At 73.5% G+C, this 25,409-nt stretch carries 23 protein-coding genes; all 23 read right to left on the minus strand.

What is annotated here, in order from left to right; all coding sequences use genetic code 11:
- Positions 1-8 precede the first annotated feature (8 nt).
- Positions 9-1,328 carry a bifunctional phosphopantothenoylcysteine decarboxylase/phosphopantothenate synthase gene (locus BRM1_RS03235; RefSeq protein WP_268528138.1) on the minus strand — a complete coding sequence of 440 codons (1,320 nt, stop codon included), beginning with the start codon at positions 1,326-1,328 and terminating at the stop codon, positions 9-11.
- Between the two features lie 7 nt (positions 1,329-1,335).
- Entirely contained in the window at positions 1,336-1,758 is a 423-nt protein-coding gene (rpoZ, locus tag BRM1_RS03240; RefSeq protein ID WP_160953493.1) for a DNA-directed RNA polymerase subunit omega, read from the minus strand.
- Positions 1,759-1,837: 79 nt separating this feature from the next.
- On the minus strand, positions 1,838-2,407 hold the full coding sequence (gmk, locus tag BRM1_RS03245; RefSeq protein ID WP_268528143.1) for a guanylate kinase: 570 nt from the start codon (positions 2,405-2,407) through the stop codon (positions 1,838-1,840).
- On the minus strand, positions 2,404-2,721 hold the full coding sequence (gene mihF / locus BRM1_RS03250) for an integration host factor, actinobacterial type (RefSeq protein ID WP_160953491.1): 318 nt from the start codon (positions 2,719-2,721) through the stop codon (positions 2,404-2,406). Before mihF ends, gmk begins: the two co-directional genes overlap by 4 nt.
- Before the next feature lie 48 nt (positions 2,722-2,769).
- Positions 2,770-3,636 carry an orotidine-5'-phosphate decarboxylase gene (gene pyrF / locus BRM1_RS03255; RefSeq protein WP_268528147.1) on the minus strand — a complete coding sequence of 289 codons (867 nt, stop codon included), beginning with the start codon at positions 3,634-3,636 and terminating at the stop codon, positions 2,770-2,772.
- Positions 3,623-6,910 (minus strand): carbamoyl-phosphate synthase large subunit, encoded by a 3,288-nt coding sequence (gene carB / locus BRM1_RS03260; protein ID WP_268528149.1) that lies wholly within the window; start codon positions 6,908-6,910, stop codon positions 3,623-3,625. Before carB ends, pyrF begins: the two co-directional genes overlap by 14 nt.
- A 9-nt stretch (positions 6,911-6,919) precedes the next feature.
- Positions 6,920-8,062: a glutamine-hydrolyzing carbamoyl-phosphate synthase small subunit gene (gene carA, locus BRM1_RS03265; protein ID WP_268528153.1), complete on the minus strand. Its 1,143-nt coding sequence runs from the start codon at positions 8,060-8,062 to the stop codon at positions 6,920-6,922.
- Positions 8,062-8,553, minus strand: coding sequence for a PH-like domain-containing protein (locus BRM1_RS03270; RefSeq protein ID WP_268528156.1), 492 nt, complete (start codon positions 8,551-8,553; stop codon positions 8,062-8,064). The genes carA and BRM1_RS03270 overlap by 1 nt, the downstream gene beginning before the upstream one ends.
- The gene (locus BRM1_RS03275) at positions 8,541-9,848 is read right to left on the minus strand and encodes a dihydroorotase (protein WP_268528159.1); all 1,308 of its coding nucleotides are present in this window, start codon (positions 9,846-9,848) and stop codon (positions 8,541-8,543) included. Before BRM1_RS03275 ends, BRM1_RS03270 begins: the two co-directional genes overlap by 13 nt.
- The gene (locus tag BRM1_RS03280) at positions 9,845-10,831 is read right to left on the minus strand and encodes an aspartate carbamoyltransferase catalytic subunit (protein WP_160953498.1); all 987 of its coding nucleotides are present in this window, start codon (positions 10,829-10,831) and stop codon (positions 9,845-9,847) included. The genes BRM1_RS03275 and BRM1_RS03280 overlap by 4 nt, the downstream gene beginning before the upstream one ends.
- Positions 10,831-11,403: a bifunctional pyr operon transcriptional regulator/uracil phosphoribosyltransferase PyrR gene (pyrR, locus tag BRM1_RS03285; protein WP_160953485.1), complete on the minus strand. Its 573-nt coding sequence runs from the start codon at positions 11,401-11,403 to the stop codon at positions 10,831-10,833. Before pyrR ends, BRM1_RS03280 begins: the two co-directional genes overlap by 1 nt.
- Positions 11,404-11,611: 208 nt before the next feature.
- Positions 11,612-12,019 (minus strand): transcription antitermination factor NusB, encoded by a 408-nt coding sequence (gene nusB / locus BRM1_RS03290; protein WP_268528165.1) that lies wholly within the window; start codon positions 12,017-12,019, stop codon positions 11,612-11,614.
- Entirely contained in the window at positions 12,016-12,579 is a 564-nt protein-coding gene (gene efp, locus BRM1_RS03295; RefSeq protein ID WP_160953483.1) for an elongation factor P, read from the minus strand. Before efp ends, nusB begins: the two co-directional genes overlap by 4 nt.
- A 176-nt stretch (positions 12,580-12,755) precedes the next feature.
- On the minus strand, positions 12,756-13,859 hold the full coding sequence (gene aroB, locus BRM1_RS03300; RefSeq protein WP_268528170.1) for a 3-dehydroquinate synthase: 1,104 nt from the start codon (positions 13,857-13,859) through the stop codon (positions 12,756-12,758).
- Positions 13,853-14,557, minus strand: a complete 705-nt coding sequence (locus BRM1_RS03305) for a shikimate kinase (RefSeq protein WP_160953481.1) — start codon at positions 14,555-14,557, stop codon at positions 13,853-13,855. Before BRM1_RS03305 ends, aroB begins: the two co-directional genes overlap by 7 nt.
- Positions 14,554-15,747, minus strand: coding sequence for a chorismate synthase (aroC, locus tag BRM1_RS03310; protein ID WP_160953480.1), 1,194 nt, complete (start codon positions 15,745-15,747; stop codon positions 14,554-14,556). Before aroC ends, BRM1_RS03305 begins: the two co-directional genes overlap by 4 nt.
- A 10-nt stretch (positions 15,748-15,757) precedes the next feature.
- On the minus strand, positions 15,758-16,525 hold the full coding sequence (locus BRM1_RS03315; RefSeq protein WP_268528174.1) for a prepilin peptidase: 768 nt from the start codon (positions 16,523-16,525) through the stop codon (positions 15,758-15,760).
- A gap of 40 nt (positions 16,526-16,565) precedes the next feature.
- Positions 16,566-19,157, minus strand: a complete 2,592-nt coding sequence (locus tag BRM1_RS03320; protein WP_268528176.1) for an excinuclease ABC subunit A — start codon at positions 19,155-19,157, stop codon at positions 16,566-16,568.
- The gene (locus BRM1_RS03325) at positions 19,154-20,029 is read right to left on the minus strand and encodes a shikimate dehydrogenase (RefSeq protein ID WP_268528179.1); all 876 of its coding nucleotides are present in this window, start codon (positions 20,027-20,029) and stop codon (positions 19,154-19,156) included. Before BRM1_RS03325 ends, BRM1_RS03320 begins: the two co-directional genes overlap by 4 nt.
- Before the next feature lie 6 nt (positions 20,030-20,035).
- The gene (mltG, locus tag BRM1_RS03330) at positions 20,036-21,202 is read right to left on the minus strand and encodes an endolytic transglycosylase MltG (protein WP_268528183.1); all 1,167 of its coding nucleotides are present in this window, start codon (positions 21,200-21,202) and stop codon (positions 20,036-20,038) included.
- Entirely contained in the window at positions 21,199-21,681 is a 483-nt protein-coding gene (ruvX, locus tag BRM1_RS03335; protein ID WP_160953477.1) for a Holliday junction resolvase RuvX, read from the minus strand. The genes mltG and ruvX overlap by 4 nt, the downstream gene beginning before the upstream one ends.
- Positions 21,678-24,338, minus strand: coding sequence for an alanine--tRNA ligase (gene alaS / locus BRM1_RS03340; RefSeq protein ID WP_268528187.1), 2,661 nt, complete (start codon positions 24,336-24,338; stop codon positions 21,678-21,680). Before alaS ends, ruvX begins: the two co-directional genes overlap by 4 nt.
- A gap of 288 nt (positions 24,339-24,626) precedes the next feature.
- Positions 24,627-25,244 carry a 30S ribosomal protein S4 gene (rpsD, locus tag BRM1_RS03345; protein ID WP_160953475.1) on the minus strand — a complete coding sequence of 206 codons (618 nt, stop codon included), beginning with the start codon at positions 25,242-25,244 and terminating at the stop codon, positions 24,627-24,629.
- Between the last annotated feature and the right edge of the window lie 165 nt (positions 25,245-25,409).

The raw sequence follows: 25,409 nt of genomic DNA on the forward strand, positions 1-25,409 counted from the left end.
CGGCCATCCTAGCGGCGCGGCAGCGCGGCCACCGCCCCGATGACCGCGTGTGACACCTGGGCCTTCGAGCCGTGGGCGCGGGCCGCGACGTGCGCCCGGCCATCGCGCACGGCGAGGATCGCGACCTCGTTGTCCTCGCTGCCGAATGCGCGTCCGGCGGAGACGTCGTTGAACACGAGGAGGTCGCAGCCCTTGCGCAGCAGCTTCTCCTCGGCCAGTTCGAGGGCGGGGCGGCCCGGCGAGCCGGTCTCCGCGGCGAAGCCCACGAGGGCGGCCCCCCAGCCCTCCGCGGCGCGCTGGGCGACGAGGCCGCGCAGCACGTCCGGGTTCTGGGCGAGCTCCAGGGTCAGGCCGGCATCCCCGTCCTTCTTCATCTTGTGCTCGGCGGTGTGCGCGGGCCGGTAGTCGGCCACCGCCGCAGCCATGATGACCGCGTCGGCGCCGGGGGCGAGCTCGGCGCAGGCGGTCTGCAGCTGCGCGGTCGTCTCGACCGCCCGCACGCGCACGCCCGGGGGCAGGTCCGCGAGCACCGCGACGTCGATGTTCGCCGCGACGAGGTCGACGGCGGCGCCGGCCTGCGCGGCGGCCCGGGCGAGCTGCGCGCCCTGCTTGCCCGACGACCGGTTGCCGAGGAAGCGCACGGGGTCGAGGGGCTCGCGCGTGCCGCCGGCGCTGATGAGGTAGCGCTGTCCGCGCAGGTCGGGCAGCCGGGCCGGCGCGGCGGCGGGCCGTTCCTCGTCCGCAGCCCCGGAACCGAAGCCTGCCGCACCCGAGGCGCCCCGCGCTTCCGGGGCGCCCGCGGGAGCGGCCGCGGCGGCGAGTGCGAACGCGACGATGTCCTCGGGCTCGGGCAGCCGGCCGGGGCCGGAGTCGGCGCCGGTGAGCCGGCCGCTGACCGGCTCCATGACGTGCAGGCCGCGCGCGCGCAGCACAGCGACGTTGTCCGCGGTGGCGGCGTTGGCCCACATCTCCGTGTGCATCGCGGGGGCCAGGGCGACCGGGGCCCGGGTGGCGAGGACGGTGGCGGTGAGCAGGTCATCGGCGCGCCCGGCGCGCAGGCGGGCCAGCAGGTCCGCGGTCGCCGGGGCGATGAGCACGAGATCGGCGCGCTGGCCGATCATGACGTGCTCCACCTCGTCGACCCGGGTGAAGACGTCGGTGGCGACGGGCTGGCCGCTCAGGGCCTCCCAGGTCGCGGTGCCGACGAACGCGAGCGCGTTGGCCGTGGGCACGACGCGCACCGCGTGCCCGGCCTCCCGGAGCGCGCGCAGCACGTGGCACGCCTTGTAGGCGGCGATGCCGCCGCCGACGCCCAGGACGATGTTCACAGCGGGCTCAGGACTCCGGGGCCTCGGGCGTCTCGGGGGTCCCGGAGGCGTCCGCCTCCTGCGCGGGCACGGCGAAGGGGTCGGCCTGCGCGGCGTCGGAGAAGGCCGCGTCCGTGCCGAAGTCGAAGTCGAAGTCGGCGGCGGCCTGCGCCTCGGCGGCGGGGGCGGCGAAGTCCGCCTCCGTGGCCTCGCGGATGAGGATCTTGCCCTCGTTGATCTCGCGCAGCGCGATCGACAGCGGCTTCTCATTGGGCTCGGGCGTCACGAGCGGCCCGACGTTCTCCAGCAGGCCCTCCTGCAGCTGCGCGTAGTACGCGTTGATCTGGCGGGCGCGGCGGGAGGACTCCACGACGAGCTCGTACTTCGAATCCGTGACGGCCAGCAGGTCGTCGATCGGCGGGTTGGTGATGCCTTCGGGCTCCGAGGACACGCAGACTCCAAACGTAGGTGCGGATAAGGCTTCAGCGCCGGTGGGCCGGCGGGCCGGCGGGCCGGCTGCGGGCGGCCGCTCAGACGTCGTCCGGCGACAGCCCCATCAATTCTACTAGCTCCCGCGCCGCGGCACGAACGTCCCTGTTGACGACCGTGAAGTCGAACTCGCCCTCGGCCGCGAGCTCCACCCGCGCGGTGGCGAGCCGGCGCTCGCGCTCCTCCGCGTCCTCGGTGCCGCGGCCCACCAGCCGGCGGACGAGCTCGTCCCAGCTGGGCGGGGCGAGGAAGACGAAGCGCGCCTCGGGCATCCGCGCCTTGACCTGGCGGGCGCCCTGCAGGTCGATCTCGAGCAGGGGCGCGCGGCCCTGGGAAAGCGCGCGCTCGACCGGGCCGCGCGGCGTGCCGTAGCGATTGCGGCCGTGGACCACCGCGTATTCGAGCATCTCGCCCGCCGCGACCATCCGATCGAACTCCGCGTCGGAGACGAACCAGTAGTGGGTGCCGTCGACCTCGCCGGGCCGGGGGCTGCGGGTCGTGGCGGACACGGAGAACCACACCTGGGGGAAGTTCTCGCGCACGTAGGCGCTCACGGTGCCCTTGCCGACGGCCGTGGGGCCGGCGAGGACCGTCAGGGTGCTGGTGGTCACTGAGCTCCGAACTTCTCCAGCAGCGCCGCCCGCTGGTGCACGCCGAGCCCCTTGAGGCGCCGCGATTGAGCGATGCCGATCTCCTCCATGAGCGTGCTGGCGCGCCGATCGCCCACGCCGGGCATCGAGCGCAGCAGGTCGTGGACCTTCATCTTGCTGAGGGCCTCATCGCCCTGCGCCCGCTCGAGCACGGAGCGCAGGCTCTGCTCACCGCTCTTGAGCGCCGTCTTGACCTCCGCTCGCGCCTGCCGCGCCTGGAACGCCTTGTCGAGGGCGGCCGAGCGCTGTTCCGGTGTCAGTGGTTGAAGTGCCACGTCATCTCCTTGAGGACATCTGCCTTGACCGGGAAGCCTAAGTGCAGTCTAGCCGCGATCGTGACGTACGGCACGCGCAAGGCCCACAATTCGGCGTTCCAGGGCCTCCGCATCCGGACCGGCCCCCGAGACGGACCGCGAGGCGCTCACCAGCACCTGCCCCCGCTCGAACGCCGCGCCGAAGACATCGGCGAGCTCCGCCGGGCCGGCGCCCTGCGCACCGTAGCCCGGCGCCAGCAGGGGCCCTGGGAAGCCGCCGAGGTCGATGCCGAGCTCGCGGGCCGCGCCGCCGATCGTCGCACCGACGACGAGCCCCGCCTGCGGGGCGCCCGCCTGCGCGTCGAACGCGGCCACGAGCCGGGCCACCTCGGCGGCCACCGCCTGCCCGTCCGGGGTGCGGGCGTGCTGGACGCGGGCGCCGTCGGGATTCGAGGTCAGCGCGAGGACGAAGATGCCCGTGCCGTGGGCGCGGGCCGCGGCGAAGGCCGGCTCGAGGGCGCCCACGCCGAGGTACGGCGAGAGGGTGAGGGCGTCGGCGCACAGGGGCGAGGCGGGGTCCATGTACGCGTCCGCGTAGCCCGCCATCGTCGACCCGATGTCGCCGCGCTTGACGTCGAGGATCGTGACGAGGCCGGCCTCGCGCGCCGCGGCGAGCAGCTCCTCGAGCACCGCGATGCCCGCCGAGCCGAAGCGCTCGAAGAACGCCGACTGCGGCTTGACGAGGCGCGCCGCGCCGCTGCGCGCGCAGGCGTCGAGCAGCCGCAGCCCGAACTCGCGCGCCCCGGCGGCGGTGTCCGGCAGCCCCCACGCGGCAAGCTGCGCGGCGTGCGGGTCGACGCCCACGCACAGGGGGCTCACGGCCGCCGCCGCCTGCCAGGCGGCGGCGAAGTCCCGGCGCGGCTCAGCCGCGCTCATGGGCCTGCCAGTCCTGCAGCGAGCGCACCCCGAACCCGCCGGCGCGGGCCGCCTCGATCGCGGTGACCGCCGCCGTGTACTCGGCCACCGTCGTCATGAGCGGGATGGGGGCGGCCGTCGCGGCCGCGCGGATGCCGTAGCCGTCGGCCCGCTCCGCGCGCCCGGCCGGGACGTTGATGACGAGCCCGATCGTGCCGTCGGTGATCTCGTCGACGATCGAGCGCTCGCCCTCGGCCAGCTCGTGCTGCTTGGCCAGCGCCGTGGCCGCGATCCCGTAGCGGGCCAGCATCGCCGCCGTGCCGCGCGTGGCGAGCACCTCGAAGCCCATGTCGACGAGCTGCTTCGTGGGCAGGACGGCCGAGCGCTTCTCCCGGTCGGCCACGGAGACGAAGACCCGCCCCGAGGTGGGCAGGGTGACCCCGGCGCCCAGCTCGGCCTTGGCGAACGCCTCCGGGAAGACCGCGGAGATGCCCATGACCTCGCCGGTCGAGCGCATCTCCGGGCCCAGGATCGAGTCGACGACGCGCCCGTCTGCGGTGCGGAAGCGCCGGAACGGCAGGACCGCCTCCTTCACCGCGACCGGGTGCTCGGGCCCCAGGTGGGAGCCGTCGGACTCGGCCGCCAGGAGCGTGCCGCGCAGCTCGGAGATGGGCGTGCCCACGGCGATGTGCGCGGCCGCCTTGGCCAGCTGGCGGCCGGTGGCCTTGGACACGAACGGCACCGTGCGCGAGGCGCGCGGATTGGCCTCGATGACGTAGAGGACATCGGCGGCGATGGCGAACTGGATGTTGAGCAGCCCGCGCACCCCGATCCCCCGCGCGATCCGCTCCGTGGCCGCGCGCACGCGCTCGAGCACGTCCTCGCCCAGGGTGATCGCCGGCAGCACGCAGGCGGAGTCGCCGGAGTGGATGCCGGCCTCCTCGATGTGCTCCATGATGCCGCCCAGGTAGATCTCCTCGCCGTCGAAGAGCGCGTCGACGTCGATCTCCACGGCATCCTCGAGGAACCGGTCGACGAGCACGGGGCGGTCGGCCGAGACCTCGGTGGCCGAGGCCATGTAGGACAGGAGCTGCTCGGTGTCGTAGACGATCTGCATGCCGCGCCCGCCGAGCACGTACGAGGGTCGCACGAGCACGGGGTAGCCGATCTCGAGCGCGATCTCCTGCGCCTCCTCGGGGGTGGTGGCGGTGCCGTGCTTGGGGGCGAGCAACCCGGCCTCGCGCAGCACCCGGCCGAACTCGCCGCGGTCCTCCGCCAGGTCGATGGCCTGCGGATCCGTGCCGAGCACGGGCACGCCGGCGGCCTTGAGCCGGTCGGCCAGGCCCAGCGGCGTCTGCCCGCCCAGGGTGCACACGACGCCGGCGACGGGCCCCGCGGCGCACTCGGCCACGTAGACCTCCATGACGTCCTCGAACGTCAGCGGCTCGAAGTAGAGCCGATCGGCGGTGTCGTAGTCCGTGGAGACCGTCTCCGGGTTGCAGTTGACCATGACGGTCTCGTAGCCGGCGTCGGAGAGCGCCATCGTCGCGTGGACGCACGAGTAGTCGAACTCGATGCCCTGCCCGATCCGGTTCGGGCCGGAGCCCAGGATGATGACGGCCTCCCGCTCGCGCGGCTCGACCTCCGTCTGGGAGTCGTAGCTCGAGTAGTGGTAGGGCGTGTGGGCGGCGAACTCGCCGGCGCACGTGTCGACGGTCTTGAACACCGGGCGCAGCCCGAGCGCGTGGCGCACCCCGGTCACGACGGCCTCGTCGAGTCCCCGCAGGGCGCCCAGCTGGGCGTCGGAGAAGCCGTGGCGCTTCGCGTGCTCGATGAGCTCGCCGGTGAGCTCGGGGGCGGCGGCGACCTCCTCGGCGGTCTCGTTGATGAGCGCGATCTGGTCGAGGAACCACGGATCGATGTCGCAGGCCTCGTGGACGTCCTCGATGCTCATCCCGGACAGCAGGGCGCGCTGCACGACGTGGATGCGCTCCGTCGTCGCGTGCCCGAGCGAGGCGAGCACGTCGGCGCGCACCTGCGGGTCGTCCAGGTCGTAGCGCACGTCGAACCGGAACGCGGCGCCCTTCTGCTCGAGCGAGCGCTGGGCCTTCTGCAGCGCAGTCGTGAAGTTCCGGCCCAGGGCCATCGCCTCGCCGACGGACTTCATGGTCGTCGTCAGGGTCGGGTCGGCGGCCGGGAACTTCTCGAAGTTGAACCGCGGGATCTTCACGACGACGTAGTCGAGCGCGGGCTCGAAGGACGCGGGCGTCACGCGCGTGATGTCGTTGGGGATCTCGTCGAGCGTGTAGCCGACCGCGAGCTTCGCGGCGATCTTGGCGATGGGGAAGCCGGTGGCCTTCGAGGCCAGCGCGGAGGAGCGCGAGACGCGGGGGTTCATCTCGATGACGACGATCCGGCCGGTGTCGGGGTCGATCGCGAACTGGATGTTGCACCCGCCCGTGTCGACGCCCACCGCGCGGATGACGTCGATGCCGACGTTGCGCAGCTCCTGGTACTCCCGGTCGGTGAGCGTGAGCGAGGGGGCGACCGTGATCGAGTCGCCGGTGTGCACGCCCACGGGGTCGACGTTCTCGATCGCGCAGACCACCACGACGTTGTCGTTGCGGTCGCGCATGAGCTCGAGCTCATACTCCTTCCACCCGAGGATCGACTCCTCGAGCAGCACCTCGGTCGTCAGCGAGTCGTGCAGCCCGTCGCAGGCGATCCGGCGCAGGTCCGACTCGTCGAACGCCATGCCGGAGCCCAGGCCGCCCATCGTGAACGAGGGGCGCACCACCATGGGGTAGCCGAGCTCGCCGGCCGCGGCCAGGCACTCGTCCATGGTGTGGCAGATCGTGGACTTCGCCACGCCCGCGCCGCACTCCTCGACGATCTCCTTGAACTTCTGGCGGTCCTCGCCGCGCTGGATCGCATCGACGTCGGCGCCGATGAGCTCCACGCCGTAGGCGTCGAGGACCCCGGCCTCGTAGAGGTTGATCGCGGCATTCAGCGCGGTCTGGCCGCCGAGCGTCGGCAGGAGGGCATCGGGCCGCTCCGCCGCGATGATCTTCTCGATGACGGCCGGGTCGATGGGCTCGACGTAGGTGGCGTCGGCGACGTCGGGGTCCGTCATGATCGTCGCGGGGTTCGAGTTCACGAGGATGACGCGCAGGCCCTCCTCGCGCAGCACGCGGCAGGCCTGGGTGCCGGAGTAGTCGAACTCGCACGCCTGGCCGATGACGATGGGCCCCGAGCCGATGACGAGGACGGAGGACAGGTCTTTCCTGATGGGCACGGGTTCTCCTTAGCGGGCCGCGGCGGCCATGAGATCGGCGAAGCGGTCGAACAGGTGGCGCGAGTCGTGCGGGCCGGCCGCCGACTCGGGGTGGAACTGCACGGAGAACGCGGGGATGTCGAGGCAGCGCAGGCCCTCGACGACGTCGTCGTTGAGGCCGATGTGGCTGACCTCGACGCGTCCGAAGTCGGGATCGGCTGGCGCCTGGACGACCTCGCGCAGGGGGGCGTCGACGGCGAACCCGTGGTTCTGCGAGGTGATCTCCACCCGGCCCGTCTGCGTGTCGAGCACCGGCTGGTTGGTGCCGCGGTGGCCGAAGGGCAGCTTGTACGTCCCGAAGCCCAGGGCGCGGCCCAGCAGCTGGTTGCCGAAGCAGATGCCGAAGAACGGGATGCGCGCGGCGAGCACCTGGCGCAGCACCTCGATCTGCGTCCAGGCGGTCTGGGGGTCCCCGGGGCCGTTGGAGAAGAACACCCCGTCGGGGCGCAGCTCCGCGAGCTTCTCGAAGGGGTAGTCCGCGGGCACGACGTGGACCTCCATGCCCCGCTCGGCAAGCTGCCGGGGCGTCATGGCCTTGATGCCCAGGTCGTAGGCGGCCACCGTGAAGCGCTTCTCCCCCACGGCCGGCACGACGTAGGGCTCATCGGCGCTGACGTCCTCGGCGAGCTGGGCGCCGGTCATCGCGGGGGCCTCGCGCACGATGCGCGCCATCTGCTCGGTGCCCATCCGCGCATCGGGGCCGGAGAAGATGCCCATCCGCATCGCCCCGCGCTCGCGCAGGTGCAGGGTGAGCTGGCGGGTGTCGACGTCGCTGATCCCGACGATCCCCAGCCGCTCGAGGCGCTCCTCGAGGCCCTCGGTGGCGCGCCAGCTCGACGCGCGGCGGGCCGCGTCGCGCACGACGTAGCCGGCCACCCAGTAGCGCAGCGACTCGTCGTCGGCGTCGTTGACGCCGGTGTTGCCGATGTGCGGGGCGGTCTGGATGACGATCTGGCGGTGGTAGGAGGGGTCGGTGAGGGTCTCCTGGTAGCCGGTCATGGCGGTGACGAAGACGGCCTCGCCCAGCGCTGTGCCGCGGGCGGCGAAGGCGCGCCCGCGCAGGCAGGTGCCGTCCTCCAGGACGAGCACGGCGGGATCGCGGTGAGTGGACATCAGTCCTCCTCGATGAGGTGGTTGAGGGCGGCGATGAGGGCGGGGCCGGCGGCCGCGGAGCGGGGCCGGAAGCCGGTGTCGAGCAGCTGGTCGCCCAGCCGCCACCGGATGACGATGAGGCCCTCCGGCTCGACGAACTTGCCGATCATCCCGGCCGCCGTGTGCACGGAGACGATGTCGGCGGCGGGGATGAAGAGATCGGGCACGCCGGACAGCCGGAAGAGGGCGCCGTCGTCCATGGCGAAGAGCTCCGCCGTGGTGCGCAGGCCCAGGCTGTGGACGCTGACCCGCTCGAGCGGCTGGTCGGCGTAGGTGGTGACGACGTACATGCCGGGCTCGCCCGCCATGCCGTTCGTCGCCTCGGGGGCGGGGCGCAGCGGCTCGGCGATGCCCGCCTGCGCGCGCTGGCGCGCGCTCCAGCCGCGCCACATGAGCGCGAAGACGCCCACGATGACCGCGGCCACGATGAGGGTCGGGACTACTCGATCCACTGTCCTCCTCGCGCCGTCGCGTGCGGCCCGCGCAGCTCCCCGTCGGCCACGACGCGGGTGCCGAAGAGGAAGGTGTCGACGATGCGCGTCGAGACCGGGATGCCGGCGAACGGGTTGTTGCGCCCGAGCGTCGCGTGCTCCGCGGGGCGGATGACCTCGTGCGCGGCGGGGTCGACGAGCACGAGGTTGGCGCCGGTGCCGGGCTCCAGGCTGCCGTGCTCGGCCAGCCCGGAGATCTGCGCGGGGCGGGCGCTCATGGTGCGCGCGGCGTCCGCCCAGCCGAACCCGTAGTCCGCCATGGCCTCCATGACGATGGGCAGGGCGGATTCGAGGCCCACCATGCCCATGGCGGCGGCCGTCCACTCGGAGCACTTGTGCTCGGCGGTGTGGGGGGCGTGATCCGTGCCGACGATGTCGATGGTCCCGTCGGCCAGGCCCCGGCGCACGGCGTCCACGTCGGCCTGCGTGCGCAGCGGCGGGTTGACCTTGTAGACGGGGTCGTAGCTGCGCACCAGCTCATCGGTGAGCATGAGGTGGTGCGGGGTGACCTCGGCGGTGACGCGCACGCCGCGCTCCTTGGCCCAGCGCACGATCTCCACGGAGCCGGCCGTGGACAGGTGGCACACGTGCAGGCGCGAGCCCACGTGCTCGGCCAGCAGCACATCGCGGGCGATGATCGACTCCTCGGCGACCGCGGGCCAGCCCGGCAGCCCGAGCTCCGCGGAGACGAGCCCCTCGTTCATCTGGGCGCCCTCCGTCAGCCGCGGGTCCTGGGCGTGCTGGGCGATGACGCCGTCGAAGGTCTTGACGTATTCGAGCGCGCGGCGCATGAGCATGGGATCGGCCACGCACTGCCCGTCGTCGGAGAAGATGCGCACGCGCGCGGCGCTGGCGGCCATCGCGCCGAGCTCGGCGAGCTGCTGGCCGGCCTGGCCGGTGGTGACCGCGCCGATCGGCACGACCTGCGCGTAGCCGGCGGCGCGGCCGAGGTGGGCGACCTGCTCGACCACGCCCGCGGTGTCGGCCACGGGCTGGGTGTTGGCCATGGCGTGCACGGCGGTGTAGCCGCCGCGGGCCGCGGACTGGGAGCCGGTGAGCACCGTCTCCGCGTCCTCCCGGCCGGGCTCGCGCAGGTGGGTGTGGAGGTCGACGAGGCCGGGCAGCGCCACGAGGCCGGTCGCGTCGATCGTCTCGTCGGGGCGCTCGACGGACTCGGCGAAGCGGCCGTCGACGATCGCGATGTCGCGCTCCTCGCCGCCGAGCACGCGAGCGTGTCGAATGAGTGTGGAGCTCACTGCTGAGCCTCCGTTCCGTCGCCGGTGAGCAGTTCGTAGAGGGCGGCCATGCGCACGGACACGCCGTTCTCCACCTGGTCGAGGATGAGCGCGCGCTCCGCGTCTGCGGCCGAGGCGCAGATCTCGAAGCCGCGGTTCATGGGCCCGGGGTGCATGATCGCCGTGTGGGCGGGCAGCCGCCTGTAGCGCTGCTCGGTGAGGCCCCACAGCCGGGTGTACTCGCGGGTGTTGGGGAAGAAGGACTGGTGCATCCGCTCGAACTGGACGCGCAGCATCATGACCGCATCGAAGTCGTGGGCCGCGAGGGCCTCGTCGAAGTCGTAGAAGACCTCTGCGGGCCAGGTGTGCACGCCCCACGGCAGCAGCGTGGGCGGGGCGATGAGGCTGACGTGGGCCCCGAGCGCGCGCAGCAGGTGGACGTTCGAGCGCGCCACCCGGGAGTGGAGCACGTCGCCGACGATCGCGACCTGCGCGCCGTCCAGGCCGGCTCCTCGCGCCCGGTCGCCCTCCGCGGGGCCCGAGGCGGGCAGTCCGGCCAGGGCGCGGCGCAGCGTGAACGCGTCGAGCAGCGCCTGGGTGGGGTGCTCGTGGGTGCCGTCGCCGGCGTTGAGGATGGGCGCGCCGATCCAGCCGGCGGCGGCCAGCCTGGCGGGCGCCCCGGAGCCGGGGTGGCGGACGACGACGGCGTCGGCGCCCATCGCCGCGAGCGTCTGGGCCGTGTCCTGCAGGCTCTCGCCCTTCGACACGGACGAGCCCTTGGCGGAGAAGTTGATGACGTCGGCGGACAGCCGCTTGGCGGCGGCCTCGAAGGAGATCCGAGTCCGCGTGGAGTCCTCGAAGAAGAGGTTGACGACGGTGCGCCCGCGCAGCACGGGCAGCTTCTTGACCTCGCGGGCGGAGACCTGGGACATCTCCTCGGCGGTGTCGAGGATGCGCACGGCATCCTCGCGGCCGAGGTCGGCGGTGGAGAGCAGGTGGCGGATCATGCGCGCGCCTCCCCCTCGTCGTCGGTGTCGGCCGAGGCAATCGTCACCGTGTCGCTGCCGTCGACCTCGCGCAGGGCCACCGAGACCCGCTCGTCGATCGCGGTGGGCAGGTTCTTGCCCACGTGGTCGGCGCGGATGGGCAGCGCGCGGTGGCCGCGGTCGACGAGCACGGCGAGCCGCACGGTGTCGGGGCGGCCGATGTCGGCCAGCGAGTCGAGCGCCGCGCGCACCGTGCGCCCGGAGAAGAGCACGTCGTCGACGAGCACGACGGTGGTGCCGTCGACCCCCGCGGCGGGGATCCTCGTGGGCTCGGGGGCGCGCAGTCGGCCGCGGCGCAGGTCGTCGCGGTACATCGTGATGTCGAGCGAGCCCGCGATGTCGTCGGCGGCGACTCCGGGCTCGATGTCGGCGATCCGCTCGGCCAGGCGGCGGGCCAGCGGCACGCCGCGGGTGGGGATGCCGAGGATGCGCAGGCCCTCAGCGCCCTTGTTGGCTTCCACGATCTCGTGGGCGATGCGTGAGACAGCTCGTGAGACCTCGGCCTCGTCGAGCACGGTCCGAACGCGCATGTGTGCCCCCTTCTCCGCCTCACGGGACGGTGCTTAAAGGAGTGTCGGTCACTGCTCACCCTATACCCGGCCCCGCGGCAGGCAGCGCCGGGGCTCCGCACCCGCCCCGGGGGCGTCCCGGCCGCGCGGATCGTGGCCGTTGGTCCCGCCGGCCGAGCCGGGGGCGGGGCGCCCCGGCTCGGCCCGCGGGCAGGGCGGGCGCGCCGGCTCAGCCCAGGGTGGGCTTGATCTGGCGGACCCGGTCGAGCAGCCCGTTGAGGAACTTGGGCGTGTCGTCCGTCGAGTACTGGCGGCCCAGCGAGACCGCCTCGTCGATCGCGACGACATCGTCGACCTCGTCGTTGTAGAGCATCTCCCACAGGGCGATCCGCAGCAGCGCGCGGTCGACGGCCGGCAGGCGATCGAGCGGCCAGTCGTAGGAGTAGGTCTCGATGAGCTCGTCGATCTCCGCGCGGCGGGCCACGACGCCGTCGACGATCTCCACCGCGTAGGGCTTCATGGGGTAGTCGGGATCCCCGGAGCGCTCGCGCAGCAGCTCCGCCTCCGGCATCGCCCGCTGCTCGGACTCGAAGAGGATCTCAAGCGCGCGGCGGCGCGCCCGGCTGCGGGAGCTCACTCCTTGACGCGGCCGAGGTAGTCGCCGGACCGCGTGTCGACCTTGACCTTGGTGCCCTCCTCGAGGAAGAGCGGCACCTGGATCTCGTAGCCGGTCTCGAGGGTGGCCGGCTTCGAGCCGCCGGTCGAGCGGTCGCCCTGCAGGCCGGGCTCGGTCGTGGCGATGGTGAGCTCGACGCTGGGCGGCAGCTCGATGTAGAGCGGCGTGCCGTCGTGGAAGGCGAGCTGGACGAGCTGGTTCTCGAGCATGAAGTTCGCGGCATCGCCGACGAGCTCCGGCGAGATGCTCACCTGGTCGTAGTCCTTCGCGTCCATGAAGACGTAGTCGGTGCCGTCGTTGTAGAGGTACTGCATGTCGCGGCGGTCCACGTTGGCGGTCTCGACCTTGGTGCCCGCGTTGAACGTCTTGTCGATGATCTTGCCCGACAGCACGTTCTTCAGCTTCGTGCGCACGAAGGCGGGGCCCTTGCCCGGTTTCACGTGCTGGAACTCGAGCACCTGCCACAGCTGGCCCTCGATGTTGAGCACGACGCCGTTCTTGAGGTCATTGGTCGTTGCCACGAATCGCTTCCCTTGCTTCCATCGTCGAAGCGGCGCCGCCGAGGTGCCGGCGGGGCCGCGCTGTCGCGCGCGGGGCGGGGCCCGCGCGCATCGGGTGAATCCTATCAGCGGGCGCGGGGCGCCCGGCCCCGCTCGGCCGGGCCCTGATCGGCCGGGTCCCCTCGGCCCGGTCCCGCTCAGCCCAGGCGGGTGACCGGCGCCTCGGTCCCGATCGCCTGGTAGGCCGTGAAGAGCAGGGAGGTATCGGGCACCTCGACGACGGTGGGCCTGGCGAGGTCCTCGAGGACGACGAAGCGCAGGAGGCTGCCCCGGGCCTTCTTGTCCCGGCGCATCGTGTCGAGCAGCTGGGGCCACTTGTCCGCGCGGTAGCCGGTGGGCAGGCCGAGCTTGGTGAGGATGGCCCGCTGCCGGTCGACGACCGCGGGATCGAGGTTCTTCACCATCGTCGAGAGCTCGCCGGCGAACATCATCCCGGCCGCCACCGCCGCCCCGTGGCGCCACTGGTAGCGCTCGGCGCGCTCGATCGCGTGGCCCAGCGTGTGGCCGTAGTTGAGGATCTCCCGGCGGCCGGACTCGCCGAAGTCCTCGGAGACGACCGCGGCCTTCACCGCGATCGTGCGCTCGATGATCTCGCGCAGCACGGGCGAGTCGTGGCGCGCGAGCTCCGCGCGGTCCGCGCCCTCGATGAGCTCGAGGATCGCGGGGTCGGCGATGAAGCCGCACTTGACCGCCTCGGCGAGCCCGGTGAAGAGCTCGTGCTCCGGCAGGGTCGCCAGCACGTCGGTGTCGACGAGGACCCCCGCGGGGGCGTGGAACGCGCCCACGAGGTTCTTGCCCTCGGCGGTGTTGATGCCGGTCTTGCCGCCCACGGCCGCATCGACCATCCCGAGCACGGTCGTGGGGATGTTGACGTAGCGGATGCCGCGCAGCCAGGTCGCGGCCACGAAGCCGCCGAGGTCCGTCACGGCTCCCCCGCCCACGCACACGATCGCGTCGCTGCGGGTGAAGTCGCTCTGGCCCAGGATCTGCCAGCAGAAGCCCGCCACCTGGATGTGCTTGGCCTCCTCGGCGTCCGGGATCTCCGCGGCCAGCGCCTCGTAGCCGGCGGCGGCGAGGTCCTCGCGCACGACCTCGCCGGTCGAGCGCAGCGCGCGCGGGTGGACGACGAGGATCCGGTGGACCCGCGGGCCCAGCAGGCCCGGCAGCTCCCTCATGAGGCCCGAGCCCACCTTCACCGGGTAGTCGCCCCCGGCGCTCACGTCGATCGTCGTGGTCACCATCGTTCCTCCTCGCTGCCGGGCCCGGGCGCGCTGCCCGGGCCGGGATCGCCGTGCGGGGCCGCGGCCGCGGCCTCGTCCCTGCGGTATGCGCCGAAGCGCGCGTAGTCCTCCGCCCGCTGCAGGCCCGTGAGCACGTCGACGATGCGGTTGACGATCGTCGCCGGCGGCGCGCTGCTGGCGGGCACGGTGAGCGTCGCGACCGCGTCGTAGAGCTCGGCGCGCTCATCGGCGATGGACTTCCAGCGCTCGACGGGGTCCGCGTCTCCCGCCAGCAGCGGGCGCTTCGAGCCGCCCAGCCGCGCGGCCGCGGTCGCCGCGTCGATGTGGATGTTAACCACCCGGATGGCGGGGTGGCGCAGCTGGGCGCGGGTGCCCGGGTTGAGGATCGCACCGCCGCCCAGCGAGACGACGCCGGGGCGCTCGAGCAGGCCGGAGAGGGCGCGGCGCACCGCGGCGCGCTCGAGTTCGCGGAACCGGGCCTCGCCGCGCTGGGCGAAGATCTCCGGGATGGGCCCGTGGGCCGCCGCGACGACGGCGTCCGTGTCGACGAGGCGCAGGCCGAGCCGGTCGGCGAGCAGCCGGCCGATCGTCGACTTCCCCGCGGCGGGCGGGCCGACGAGCGCGATGCGCGATTCGGCGGCCGGAACGGGTTTGAGCGGCGGCGCCGGCCGCGGCACCGGCGAGTCCGCGGAGCTCATCGCGGCGGCAGCAGCGACGGGTCGGCGGCGGCGAGGTAGGACTCGAGGTTGCGGCGGACCTCGCCGACGCTGTCGCCGCCGAACTTCTCGAGCACGGCCTCGGCGAGCACGAGGGCGACCATCGCCTCGGCGACGACCCCGGCGGCGGGCACCGCGCACACGTCCGAGCGCTGGTGGTGGGCGCGGGCGGGCTCGCCGGTGGAGACGTCGATCGTGTCGAGCGCACGCGGAACGGTGGCGATCGGCTTCATCGCGGCGCGCACCGCGAGGCGCTCGCCGGTGGACATGCCGCCCTCGGTGCCGCCGGCCCGGTTGGAGCGGCGGCCGACTCCGGCGGCGGCCGGCTCGATCTCGTCGTGGGCGGCGGAGCCGCGGCGGGCGGCGGTGGCGAACCCGTCGCCCACCTCGACGCCCTTGATGGCCTGGATGCCCATGAGCGCTGCGGCCAGGCGCGCGTCGAGGCGGCGGTCCCAGTGCACGTGGGAGCCGAGTCCCACGGGCACGCCGTCGGCGATGATCTCGACCACGCCCCCCAGCGTGTCGCCGTCCTTGCGGGCCGCGTCGACCTCGGCGACCATCGCGGCGGAGACCTCGGCATCGAAGCAGCGCATGGGGTCGGCGTCGAGGGCAGCGACATCGCCGATCCCCGGACGCGGGCGGTCGCGGCCCGCGTCGACGGACCCCACCGCCACGGTGTGCGAGAGCACGGTGATGCCCAGCTCGCCCAGGAACTTGGCGGCGACTGCGCCCAGTGCCACCCGCATCGCGGTTTCGCGGGCCGAGGCGCGCTCGAGGATGGGCCGCGCCTCGTCCCAGTCGTACTTGAGCATGCCCACGAGGTCGGCGTGGCCGGGGCGCGGACGGGTGAGGGGGGCGCTGCGGGCCTGGCCCGCGAGCTCGTCTGCCGCGACGGGGTCCGCGCTCATGACGGTCTCCCACTTGGGCCACTCGGAGTTCGCGACCTCGATGGCGACCGGGGAGCCGAGCGTCTGGCCGTGGCGGATCCCGCCGAGCAGGCGCACCGCATCGGCCTCGAACTTCATGCGCGCGCCGCGCCCGTAGCCCAGCCGGCGCCGGGCGAGGGCGGCGGAGACGTCCGCGCTCGTGACTGGCACGTGGGAGGGCATGCCCTCGACGATTCCGACGAGCGCCTCACCGTGCGACTCGCCCGCAGTCAGCCATCTCAACATTCCATCAACTCTATAAGACGGCCGGGCCGAGGATCACCGCGGCCCAGGCGCCGACGAGCATGTGCGGACCGTACGCGATCGCGGCGCCGCGCCGCGGGCCCCGGCGCAGCCGCGCGGTGAGCAGCTGGCAGCACGCGCTGAGGTTCATCGCGATGAGCGCGATGAGCAGGCCGCCGAGCCCCGCGGTGCACGCGGCGAGGCCCACCGGGAGGGCGAGTTTGACGTCTCCCATTCCGATTCCCGTGCGCCCCGCGAGCGCGCCGGCGATGTTGACGGCCGCGAAGAAGACGAGCAGGAGCAGCGCGCCGAGCAGCCCGTCCACCGCCGGTGCCGCGGCCCCGGCCCACCCGGCGCCCGGGGGCGCGGGCACGAGTGCGCCGCACACCAGCGAGACGGCGAAGAGGAGCAGGCAGGCGCCGGCGAGCGGCAGCACGATGCGGTTGGGCAGCCGGCGGGTGGACGAGTCGATCCAGCACAGCCACCCGGTGGCCCCTGCGAGCAGGCCCAGCGCCGCGAGGATCGGCGCATCGGCCCAGGTTCCGCTCAGCGCGGCGGGGGCGATGAAGCCCGCGAGCCAGGCCACGACGAGTCCCACCGCGCCCAGGGTGAATGTCACAAGGCCGCCCGGGCGCTGCCCCGGGCCCAGGCCACGCAGCAGGCGCAGGGCGGCCTCCGAGGCGAGCAGGGCCGGCAGGCGCCGCCAGATCCAGGCGCTCACGAGCAGGGCGGGCACCGTGGTGAGCGCGAGGCTCGCCGCAAGCGGCACGGCCGTGGTCATGCAGCACCCCCTCCGAGCGTCCGGCGGCGTCGGGACCAGGCTACCGGGCGAGACCGTCCGGCGGAACGGCGCGTGCTGCGCGGGCGGCGCGGGCCAGCTCGCGTCCGGTGGCCCCGCGGGCGCGCTTCGCGACCTGGGCGGGCGTGCCCGCATCGACGAGCCGCCCGCCCTGGGCGCCGGCTCCCGGGCCGAGGTCGACCACCCAGTCGCAGCCGGCGATGAGGCTGAGGTCGTGCTCGGCCAGCACGACCGTGGCACCGCGGTCGGCCAGCCTGTCGAGTTCGCCGCGCAGGCGCTGGACGTCGGCCGGGTGCAGGCCGGCGGAGGGCTCGTCGAGCAGGCACACGGTGCCCCGAGCGCCGGTGCGCTGCAGCTCGGAGGCCAGCCGCACCCGCTGCGCCTCGCCGCCGGAGAGCTCGGCGGCGCTGCGGCCCAGTCCCAGGTAGCCCAGCCCGATGGCGTCGAGGGCCCGCAGGCTGCGCAGGATCGCCGGCTCGGCCGCGAAGACCTCGAGCGCCTCGCTCACGCTCAGCGCCAGCACGTCGGCGATCGTGAGCCCCTGCCAGCGCACCTCGAGCGTCTGCGGGGCGTAGCGCGAGCCGCGGCAGGCGGGGCACAGGGCGGAGCTGCCGGGCAGGAAGACGAGCTCGACCTCGATCTCGCCCGCGCCCTCGCATTCGGGGCAGCGTCCCTGCGCCACGTTGAAGGAGAAGCGCCCCACGCCCCAGCCGCGCGCCCGTGCCTGTGGGGTGGCGGCGAACAGGCGCCGGACCCGGTCGAACAGGCCCGTGTAGGTGGCCAGACACGAGCGGGGCGTGCGCCCGATGGGCTGCTGGGAGATGTGGACGACCCGCGCGATATCCGCGGCGCCGGAGACGGAGCCCCGCTCGACGGGCGGCGCGTCCTCGGGTGCGGCGCCGAGCGCGGCGGCCAGCGCGTACTGCACGAGCGTGGTCTTCCCGGCGCCGGACAGGCCGGTCACGGCGGTGAGGCTGCCCCGCGGGATCCGCAGCACCTCGACGTCCAGGGTGCGGCACCGGACGTCGGCGAGCTCGAGCCAGCCGCTCGGCCTCCGCGCGGTGGGCGCGCCGGGCGCCCCGGTGGCCCCGGCGTCCTGGGTGAGGGCGAGCGGCTCGGCGGCCAGGTGGCTGGCGGTGGCGGAGCCGGGGGTGCCGGGCAGCCGCGCGGCGGGCCCGGAGAAGACGACGGTTCCGCCCTCGCCGCCGGCCCCGGGGCCCACGTCGACGATCCAGTCGGCCTGGGCGACGAGGCCCATGTCGTGCTCGACGAGGAGCACCGAGTTGCCGTCGGCGACGAAGGAGGCGAACATCTCGCCGAGCACCGCGCGCTCGGCGGCGTGCAGCCCGGCGGAGGGCTCGTCGAGGACGTAGGCGACGCCGTAGAGGCCCGAGCGCAGCAGCGCCGCCATGCGCAGCCGCTGGAGCTCACCGGTCGACAGGGTGCGCGCGGGCCGGGCCAGGGCGACGTGGCCGAGTCCCAGGCGCACGACGGCGTCGAGCACGGGGCGCATGGAGGCGAGCAGCAGGCGCTCGGCCTCCTGCTCGGGATCCGCGGCGCTGCCGCCGAGCGCCTCCTGCAGCCGCGCCGCGCGCGCAGCGAGGACGGTGGACAGCTCCGCCGAGGGCAGCTCGGCCAGCTCCCAGATCGCCCGGTCCAGGTAGCGCACGCGCAGGGCATCGGCGCCCAGCCGGTGGCCGTCGCAGGCCGGGCAGGTGCGCTGGGCGAAGAAGCGCAGGGCGCGCCGGCGCGTCGACTCCGCCTTGGTGTCCGCCACCGTCTTGCGCAGGTAGCCCGCGACGGAGCGCCACTGGCCGCGGTAGTCGCGCTGGATCTTGTGCGGCTCGCGCTGGGGGCTCACAGTGACGACGGGCGTCTCGTCGGTGAGGAGGATCCACTCGCGGGTCTGGGCGGGCAGGCTGTCCCACGGCGCGTCGACGTCGACGCCGAGGGCCGCGAGGATGTCCCGGAAGTTCTTGCCCAGCCACGCGCCCGGCCAGGCGGCGACCGCGCCCTGCGCGATCGACAGCGAGCCGTCCGGGACCATCGAGGACTCGGTGGGCTCGAGCAGCACGCCGGTGCCGCTGCAGGCGGGGCACATGCCCTCGGCGGTGTTCGGCGAGAACATGTCCGAGGTGAGGCGGCCGCTGGCCAGTGCCGAGCCGCGCTCGAGCACATCGGCCGGGTGCTCGCCCACCCGGGAGAAGAGCAGGCGCAGGCCGTTGGACAGGTTCGTCATGGTCCCGGCCGTCGAGCGCGCCCCGCCGGCCGAGGTGCGCTGCTGCAGCGCCACCGTGGGGGGCATCCCGCGCACCTCCTCGACGCGGGGATCGACGGTCGAGCCGATGAGGCGGCGGGCGAACGGGGCCACCGATTCCAGGTAGCGCCGCTGTGCCTCCCCGTGGATGGTGCCGAAGGCCAGGGTGGACTTGCCGGAGCCGGAGACGCCGGTGAACGCGACGATCGCGCCGCGGGGGAATGCGACGCCGACGTCGCGCAGGTTGTGCAGCCGCGCCCCGCGCACCGTCACCGTGGACTCCGGCGCCGTGGACTCCGGCGCTGTGAACTCAGACTCCGTGGACTCAGACTCCGTGGACTCCGCCACCGAGCTCACGCCCCCCGCGCGGCGTCGAGCGTCGCGGTCATGGCGGCCTCGACGACGGCGGGGTCCGGGGCGGGCTCCCCGGCGGCGGCGGCGAAGGCGAGGAACTGGGCGACCGCCTGGCCCACGAGCATGCGGGTGCCGGGCACCAGCGCTCCCCCGCCGGCGGTCCAGGCGGCGGCCGCGGCGGCTGACTCCGGCGCGTAGGCGGCATCGAGGAGGACCGGCGGCACGGCACCGGGCCGTCCCGGGGCGGGCGCACTGGGCGCCAGAGCGCCGGCGGGCAGGGTGGAGACCGTGACGGCCTCGCGACCAAGGGCAGCGTCGGTGAGGCCCGACTCAGCGGTCTCCGCCCCGAGTCCGCGGGCCCACAGCGCGAGCTCGCCGCGGGCGCGGGCATTGCGGGCGATGATGCGCAATCGCGGGGTGCCCAGCCCCACAAGCGCGAGCACCGCGGAGCGGGCCGTGGCGCCGCTGCCCACGACGGCGGCGGAGCGGGGGCGGCCGGCGCCGGCTGCGCGGAGTGCTGCGGCTATGCCCTCGACGTCCGTGTTGAGCACGCGCGCACCGCCGTCCCCGGCGGGCGCGCCCGCCGGCGGGCCGGTGCGCACCCACGTGTTGCCCACACCGGTCTGCGCCGCCGATTCGGCGAGCTCCCATCCGCGGGCGGCCGCGAGGCGCACGAGGGCGGACTTCAGCGGCATCGTGAGCGAGAAGCCCACGTGCGCGGTATCGGCGCCCAGCACCTCGGGCAGGGCGGCCTCGCCGACCTCGCGGCGGTCATAGCTCCAGTGCTCCCAGCCCAGCGCGGCATAGGCCGCCGCGTGCAGGCGCGGTGAGAGGGAGTGGGCGATCGGGCTGCCGAGCACTCCGGGGGCGGGCACGGCGGCTCAGGCGTCCTGGCCGGAGTTTGCGTCCGCGCTCTTCGTCGCGGCCGAGCGGTGCTCGCGCAGCCACGCCCGGTACTCCTCGACGTTCTTCTGGTGGTCCTTGTAGTTCGCGGCGAACTTCGTCTCCCCCGTGTCCGGGTTCGTCGCCACGAAGTACTGCCAGTCGCCTGTGGCGGGGTGCTGGGCGGCGCGCACGGTGTCCTCGCCGGGCGAGTTGATGGGCCCGGGTGGCAGCCCCTTGACCTTGTACGTGTTGTAGGGGCTCTTGCTCTTGCGCTGTTCGGCGGTGGTGGTGAGGTCCTCGCGGGCGCCGTGGATGTAGGCGACCGTCGAGTCGAGCTGGAGCATGCCGTTCGTCTGCGACTTCGACCCGAGCCGGTTGAGCAGAACGCGCGCGACCTTCGCGCGGGTCTCCTCGTCGCCGCTGGCCTCGACCTGGATGATGCTCGCCAGGGTGAGGTAGCGGTTGGCGTCGTCGTTGTCGATGGCGAGGCTGTTGAGCTCGTCGCGGGTCTTGTTCACCATCGACTGGACGAGGTCCTTGGGGGTCGTCTTGGGATCGACGTCGTAGGTGGCGGGGAACAGGTAGCCCTCGAGGCTGGGGGCTGAGACCTTGAGGCCGTAGTCGCGCGGCTTCTTCTTGTCGATCGCCGCGTCGACCTCGGCCTCCTTGAGCCCGGCCTTGACCATCGCCTGCTTGATCTTGACGAGCGTCGAGCCCTCCGGGATCTGCACCCGGTTCGCCGCGCTGGCCTCCTTGAGCGTGTCGATGGCCGCCTGCGCGCTCATGTGCTTCTTCATGGCGAAGTTGCCGGCCTGCAGCACGAGGTCCTCGTCCTTGACGATCTTGAGGAACGGGTCCGCGGACTTGATGACGTCCTCGTCCACGAGCTTGTTGGCGATCTGCTTGGCCGACATGGACGGCAGCACCTCGACGACGACCTCGCCCTCGCCGCCGCCCTCGTAGTCGCCGCCGCCGGCGAACAGGTCGCCGAACGCGCCCCTGGCGCCGGCGAATGCCGCGCCGCAGGCAACGAGGAGGACCACGACGGCCAGGGCGACGATGGCCACTGTGCGGCGCCTGCGCACGACGATCCGGCGCTGCTGGGCGCGCCGCTCGACGCGGGTGAGCCCGTCGTCGGAGGTGAGTTCCTCGTGCAGGTTCACGTATCGTTTCCCCGATTCGGTTCGAAGGGCGTTCCCGCAGGTGAGCCGGTACGCTTTTCGTAATCTAGCGCGCTCTGGAGGATGAGCACGGCGGCCGCCGCGTCGACGCTCTCGCGCCTGTTCCGGCCATTCTTGCCAGCCGACTGTAGCATGCCGTGCGCCTGGGTCGTGGTGAACCGCTCGTCGACCAGCCGGACCGGCGCCAGGCGCCGTTTCGCGATGAGCTCCGTGAACTGCGCGGCGCTCGCGGCCGAGGCCCGGAGGTTCCCGTCGAGCGACCGCGGCTGGCCGCAGACGATCTCAATGGGCTCGTACTCCGCGGCCAGCTCCGCGAGCTGCCCGAGTGCCGGGCCGTCCCCGTCGCGCCGGTAGACCGTGGCGATCGGGGTCGCGAGGATCCCGTCGGGATCGCACGCGGCGACCCCGACGCGCACGCTGCCCACGTCGACGCCGAAGCGCCGCCCGCGGCGGAACGTCACACGGCCTCCCGGACCGCGGCGACCACGGCGTCGAGGGCCTCGCGGGCCTTCGACGCGTCCTTGCCACCGCCCTGGGCGACGTCGGCCTTGCCCCCGCCGCCACCGCCCATCGCGGTGCTGGCAGCCCGCACGAGGTCGCCGGCGCGCAGGCCCCTGGCCTGGGCCGCGTCGTTGACCGCGACGACGACGCTGGGCTTGCCGTCGGCCTCGCCGACGGCGGCGATGACCGCCGGGTCCGTGCCCAGGCGCCCGCGCACGTCGAGCACGAAGGCCCGCACGTCCCCGCCGCCGGCCACCGGGCCCAGGGCGGTCGCCGAGGTGCGCACGCCGCCGATGTCCTGCGCGGCGGCCGCGGCGTCGGCCGCGGCCGAGAGCACCTTCTCCTGGTTGAGTTTCGCGATGGAGCGCTCGGCCTCGCGGATGCGCTCGAGCAGGCCCGAGACGCGCTCGGGGACGTCGGCGCCCGGCACCTTGAGGAGGTCGGACAGCGCCTGGACGATCGTGCGGTCGCGCGTGAGCGAGCGGAAGGCGTCCATGCCCACCCCCGCCTCGATGCGGCGGGTGCCCGAGCCCACGGAGGACTCGGAGACGATGGAGATGGGGCCCACCTCGGCGGTGCGGCTCACGTGCGTGCCGCCGCACAGCTCGCGGGAGAACGGTCCGCCGATGTCGACGACGCGCACGATCTCCGGGTACTTCTCGCCGAACAGCGCCATGGCGCCGGACTCGCGGGCCCGTTCGAAGGGCATGAACTCGTAGCTGACGTCGAGGTCGTCGCTCACGGCGGCGTTGGCCGCCTCCTCGATCTCCGCGCGGGTCTGGGCGCTCAGCGCCTCCGGGAACGAGTAGTCGAACCGCAGGTAGCCGGGCTGGTTGAGCGAGCCCGCCTGCACGGCGTTCGGGCCGAGGATCTCGCGCAGCGCGGCGTGGACGAGGTGGGTCGCCGAGTGCGCCTGCTCGGAGCCGCGCCGGTGCGCGGGGTCCACCTCGGCGCTGACGTCGGCCCCGACGCGCAGCTCCCCGTCGAGGATCTCCACGCGGTGGGCGGGCAGTCCCTTGAGCGGGCTCTGGACGTCCGTGACGCGGGCGGTGAACCCATCGCCGCGGATGATGCCGACGTCGGCGCGCTGGCCGCCGGCCTCGGCGTAGAATGGGGTGGTGTCGAGGACGACGTCGAGCGTGTCGCCGGGGCCCGCGACCTCGGCGGCGGCGCCGTCGCTGACGAGCCCGCGGATCCGGGCGCCGGAGGTGAGGTTGTCGTAGCCGACGAACTCGGTGCGCCCCTCGTCCAGGAGCGCGGTGAACGCGGAGAGGTCCGCGTGCTGCCCGCCCTTCTTCGACTTCGCATCGCGCTTGGCGCGCTGGCGCTGCTCGTCCATGAGCGAGCGGAAGACGCCCTCGTCGACGGTGACGCCGGATTCGGCCGCCATCTCGAGCGTGAGGTCGATGGGGAAGCCGTGCGTGTCGTGCAGGGCGAAGGCCACGTCGCCGCCGAGCGTGCCGCCGCGGCCCACCTCGTCGACGCTGCGGGCCAGCAGCTGGGTGCCGGACTCGAGCGTGCGCAGGAAGGCGGTCTCCTCCGCGTGGGCGATCCGCGAGATGCGGTCGAAGTCGCTTGCGAGCTCGGGATAGGAGGCCTGCATCGCGTCGCGCGAGACGGGCAGCAGCGCGGGCAGCACGGGCTCGGTGACCCCCAGCAGCCGCATGGCGCGCACCGCCCGGCGCAGCAGCCGGCGCAGGATGTAGCCGCGGCCCTCGTTGGCCGGCCGCACCCCGTCGCCGATGATGATGAGCGCCGAGCGCACGTGGTCCGCGACGACGCGCATGCGCACATCGTCGGCCTCGTTCGCGCCGTAGGCCTTGCCGGAGAGGTCGCTGGCCGCGGCGATGACGGGGTAGACCTCGTCGATCTCGTACATGTTCGCCACGCCCTGCTTGAGGAAGGCGACGCGCTCGAGGCCCATGCCGGTGTCGATGTTCTTGGCGGGCAGCTCGCCCTTGATGTCGAAGTCCGTCTTCGAGCGGACCTCGCCGAGCTCGAACTCCATGAACACCAGGTTCCAGATCTCGATGTAGCGGTCCTCGTCGGCCTCGGGGCCGCCCTCGAGGCCGTAGTCGGGCCCGCGGTCGAAGTAGATCTCCGAGCAGTAGCCGCCGGGGCCGGGCTGACCGGTGTGCCAGAAGTTGTCCTCGTTGCCGCGCTTCTGGATCCGCTCGAGCGGCACGGAGCTCTCCTCGCGCCACAGCCCGATCGCGTCCTCGTCGTCGCGGTGGACGGTGACCCACAGCAGCTGCGGGTCGAAGCCCAGTCCGCCCTCGGACTCCGGGGCGGTCAGCAGCTGCCAGGCGTAGCGGATCGCCTCGCGCTTGAAGTAGTCGCCGAACGAGAAGTTGCCGTTCATCTGGAAGAACGTGCCGTGGCGGGTGGTCTTGCCCACCTCTTCGATGTCCGCGGTGCGCACGCACTTCTGCACGCTCGTCGCGCGGTTGAAGGGCGCGGGCTCCCGACCGGTGAGGTAGGGGATGAACTGCACCATGCCCGCGATGTTGAACAGGATCGAGGGATCGCTGCTGATCACCGACGCGGAAGGGACCACCGCGTGGCCACGGGCCTCGAAGAACTCGAGCCACCGACGTCGGATCTCTGCCGTCTTCATTCCGCGGGTCTCCTTGTGAGCGTGCGTGCTGTGTGGGCGATGGTGCTGTGGGCGTGGCTGCCGTGGACGCGGGTGCGGCCGGCCGCCGCGAGACGGCTGGCTGGGCCGGGCCCGGCCCGCGGCAAGTCTAGTGGATCGCGCCCTGCCGCACGGGCCCGGTCTGCCCGCCGCTCCCCCGCGCCCGAGGTGCGGGCCGGGCGCTGCTGGGCCCGCGCCTCGGGCGCGGGAAACGCACACTGCCCGGGCCGCAGCGGCCCGGGCAGTGTGTGAGCGTGGAGCTCGCGGCGCTCAGCGCGAGTAGTACTCGACGACGAGCTGCACGTCTGCGGTCACGGGGACCTCTTCGCGCTTGGGGGTGCGCAGGTAGGTGACCTGGAGGGCGTCCAGGTCGACCTTGAGGTAGCCCGGCGCGGCGGGCAGGACCTCGGCGTTGCCACCGGCGGCCGCGACCTGGAACGGGTCCATCTGCACGGACTTCTCGTGCACGGACACGACCTGGCCCGGCTTCACGCGGAACGAGGGGCGGTCGACGCGCTTGCCGTCCACGGTGATGTGGCGGTGCACGACGAACTGGCGGGCCTGCTGGATGGTGCGGGCGATGCCGGAGCGCAGCACGATCGCGTCGAGGCGGCTCTCGAGGAGCGCCACGATGTTCTCACCGGTCATGCCGGGGAGGCGCTTGGCCTCCTTGAACGTGTTGAGCATCTGGGCCTCGCGGATGCCGTACTGCGCGCGCAGGCGCTGCTTCTCCTTGAGGCGGACGGAGTAGTCGCTGTCGTTGCGACGGCGGGCGCGGCCGTGCTCGCCGGGCGGGTACGGACGGCGCTCGAAGTACTTCTCTGCCTTGGGCGTCAGCGGGATGCCGAGCGCGCGCGACAGCCGGACCTGGCTGCGTGATGCGGACATGCGGAACCTTTCGGTGTGTTCTCAGTGCTCCGGGCGGGATCTGCGCCCGCACTGCCGCCGCGGCGCGGCCGCGAGCGGAGGTGGGGCGCGGTCTGGCTCGACCGGGTCCGGAGCCGTTGTTTCCCCGGATGGGAAAGAGGAGCGGCGGCGCGAGTTCGCCGCCGT

It is taken from the genome of Brevibacterium sp. BRM-1 (assembly GCF_026802075.1).
GTDB lineage: Bacteria > Actinomycetota > Actinomycetes > Actinomycetales > Brevibacteriaceae > Brevibacterium > Brevibacterium rongguiense.

Bases quoted from the DNA above. Each gene is read 5' to 3' on its own strand.
- alaS (WP_268528187.1), bottom strand. From the start codon at position 24,338: ATGAAGACGGCAGAGATCCGACGTCGGTGGCTCGAGTTCTTCGAGGCC.
- pyrF (WP_268528147.1), bottom strand. From the start codon at position 3,636: ATGAGCGCGGCTGAGCCGCGCCGGGACTTCGCCGCCGCCTGGCAGGCG.
- rpsD (WP_160953475.1), bottom strand. From the start codon at position 25,244: ATGTCCGCATCACGCAGCCAGGTCCGGCTGTCGCGCGCGCTCGGCATC.
- BRM1_RS03315 (WP_268528174.1), bottom strand. From the start codon at position 16,525: ATGACCACGGCCGTGCCGCTTGCGGCGAGCCTCGCGCTCACCACGGTG.
- carA (WP_268528153.1), bottom strand. From the start codon at position 8,062: ATGTCCACTCACCGCGATCCCGCCGTGCTCGTCCTGGAGGACGGCACC.
- aroC (WP_160953480.1), bottom strand. From the start codon at position 15,747: ATGTTGAGATGGCTGACTGCGGGCGAGTCGCACGGTGAGGCGCTCGTC.
- BRM1_RS03305 (WP_160953481.1), bottom strand. From the start codon at position 14,557: ATGAGCTCCGCGGACTCGCCGGTGCCGCGGCCGGCGCCGCCGCTCAAA.
- pyrR (WP_160953485.1), bottom strand. From the start codon at position 11,403: ATGCGCGTTCGGACCGTGCTCGACGAGGCCGAGGTCTCACGAGCTGTC.
- aroB (WP_268528170.1), bottom strand. From the start codon at position 13,859: ATGGTGACCACGACGATCGACGTGAGCGCCGGGGGCGACTACCCGGTG.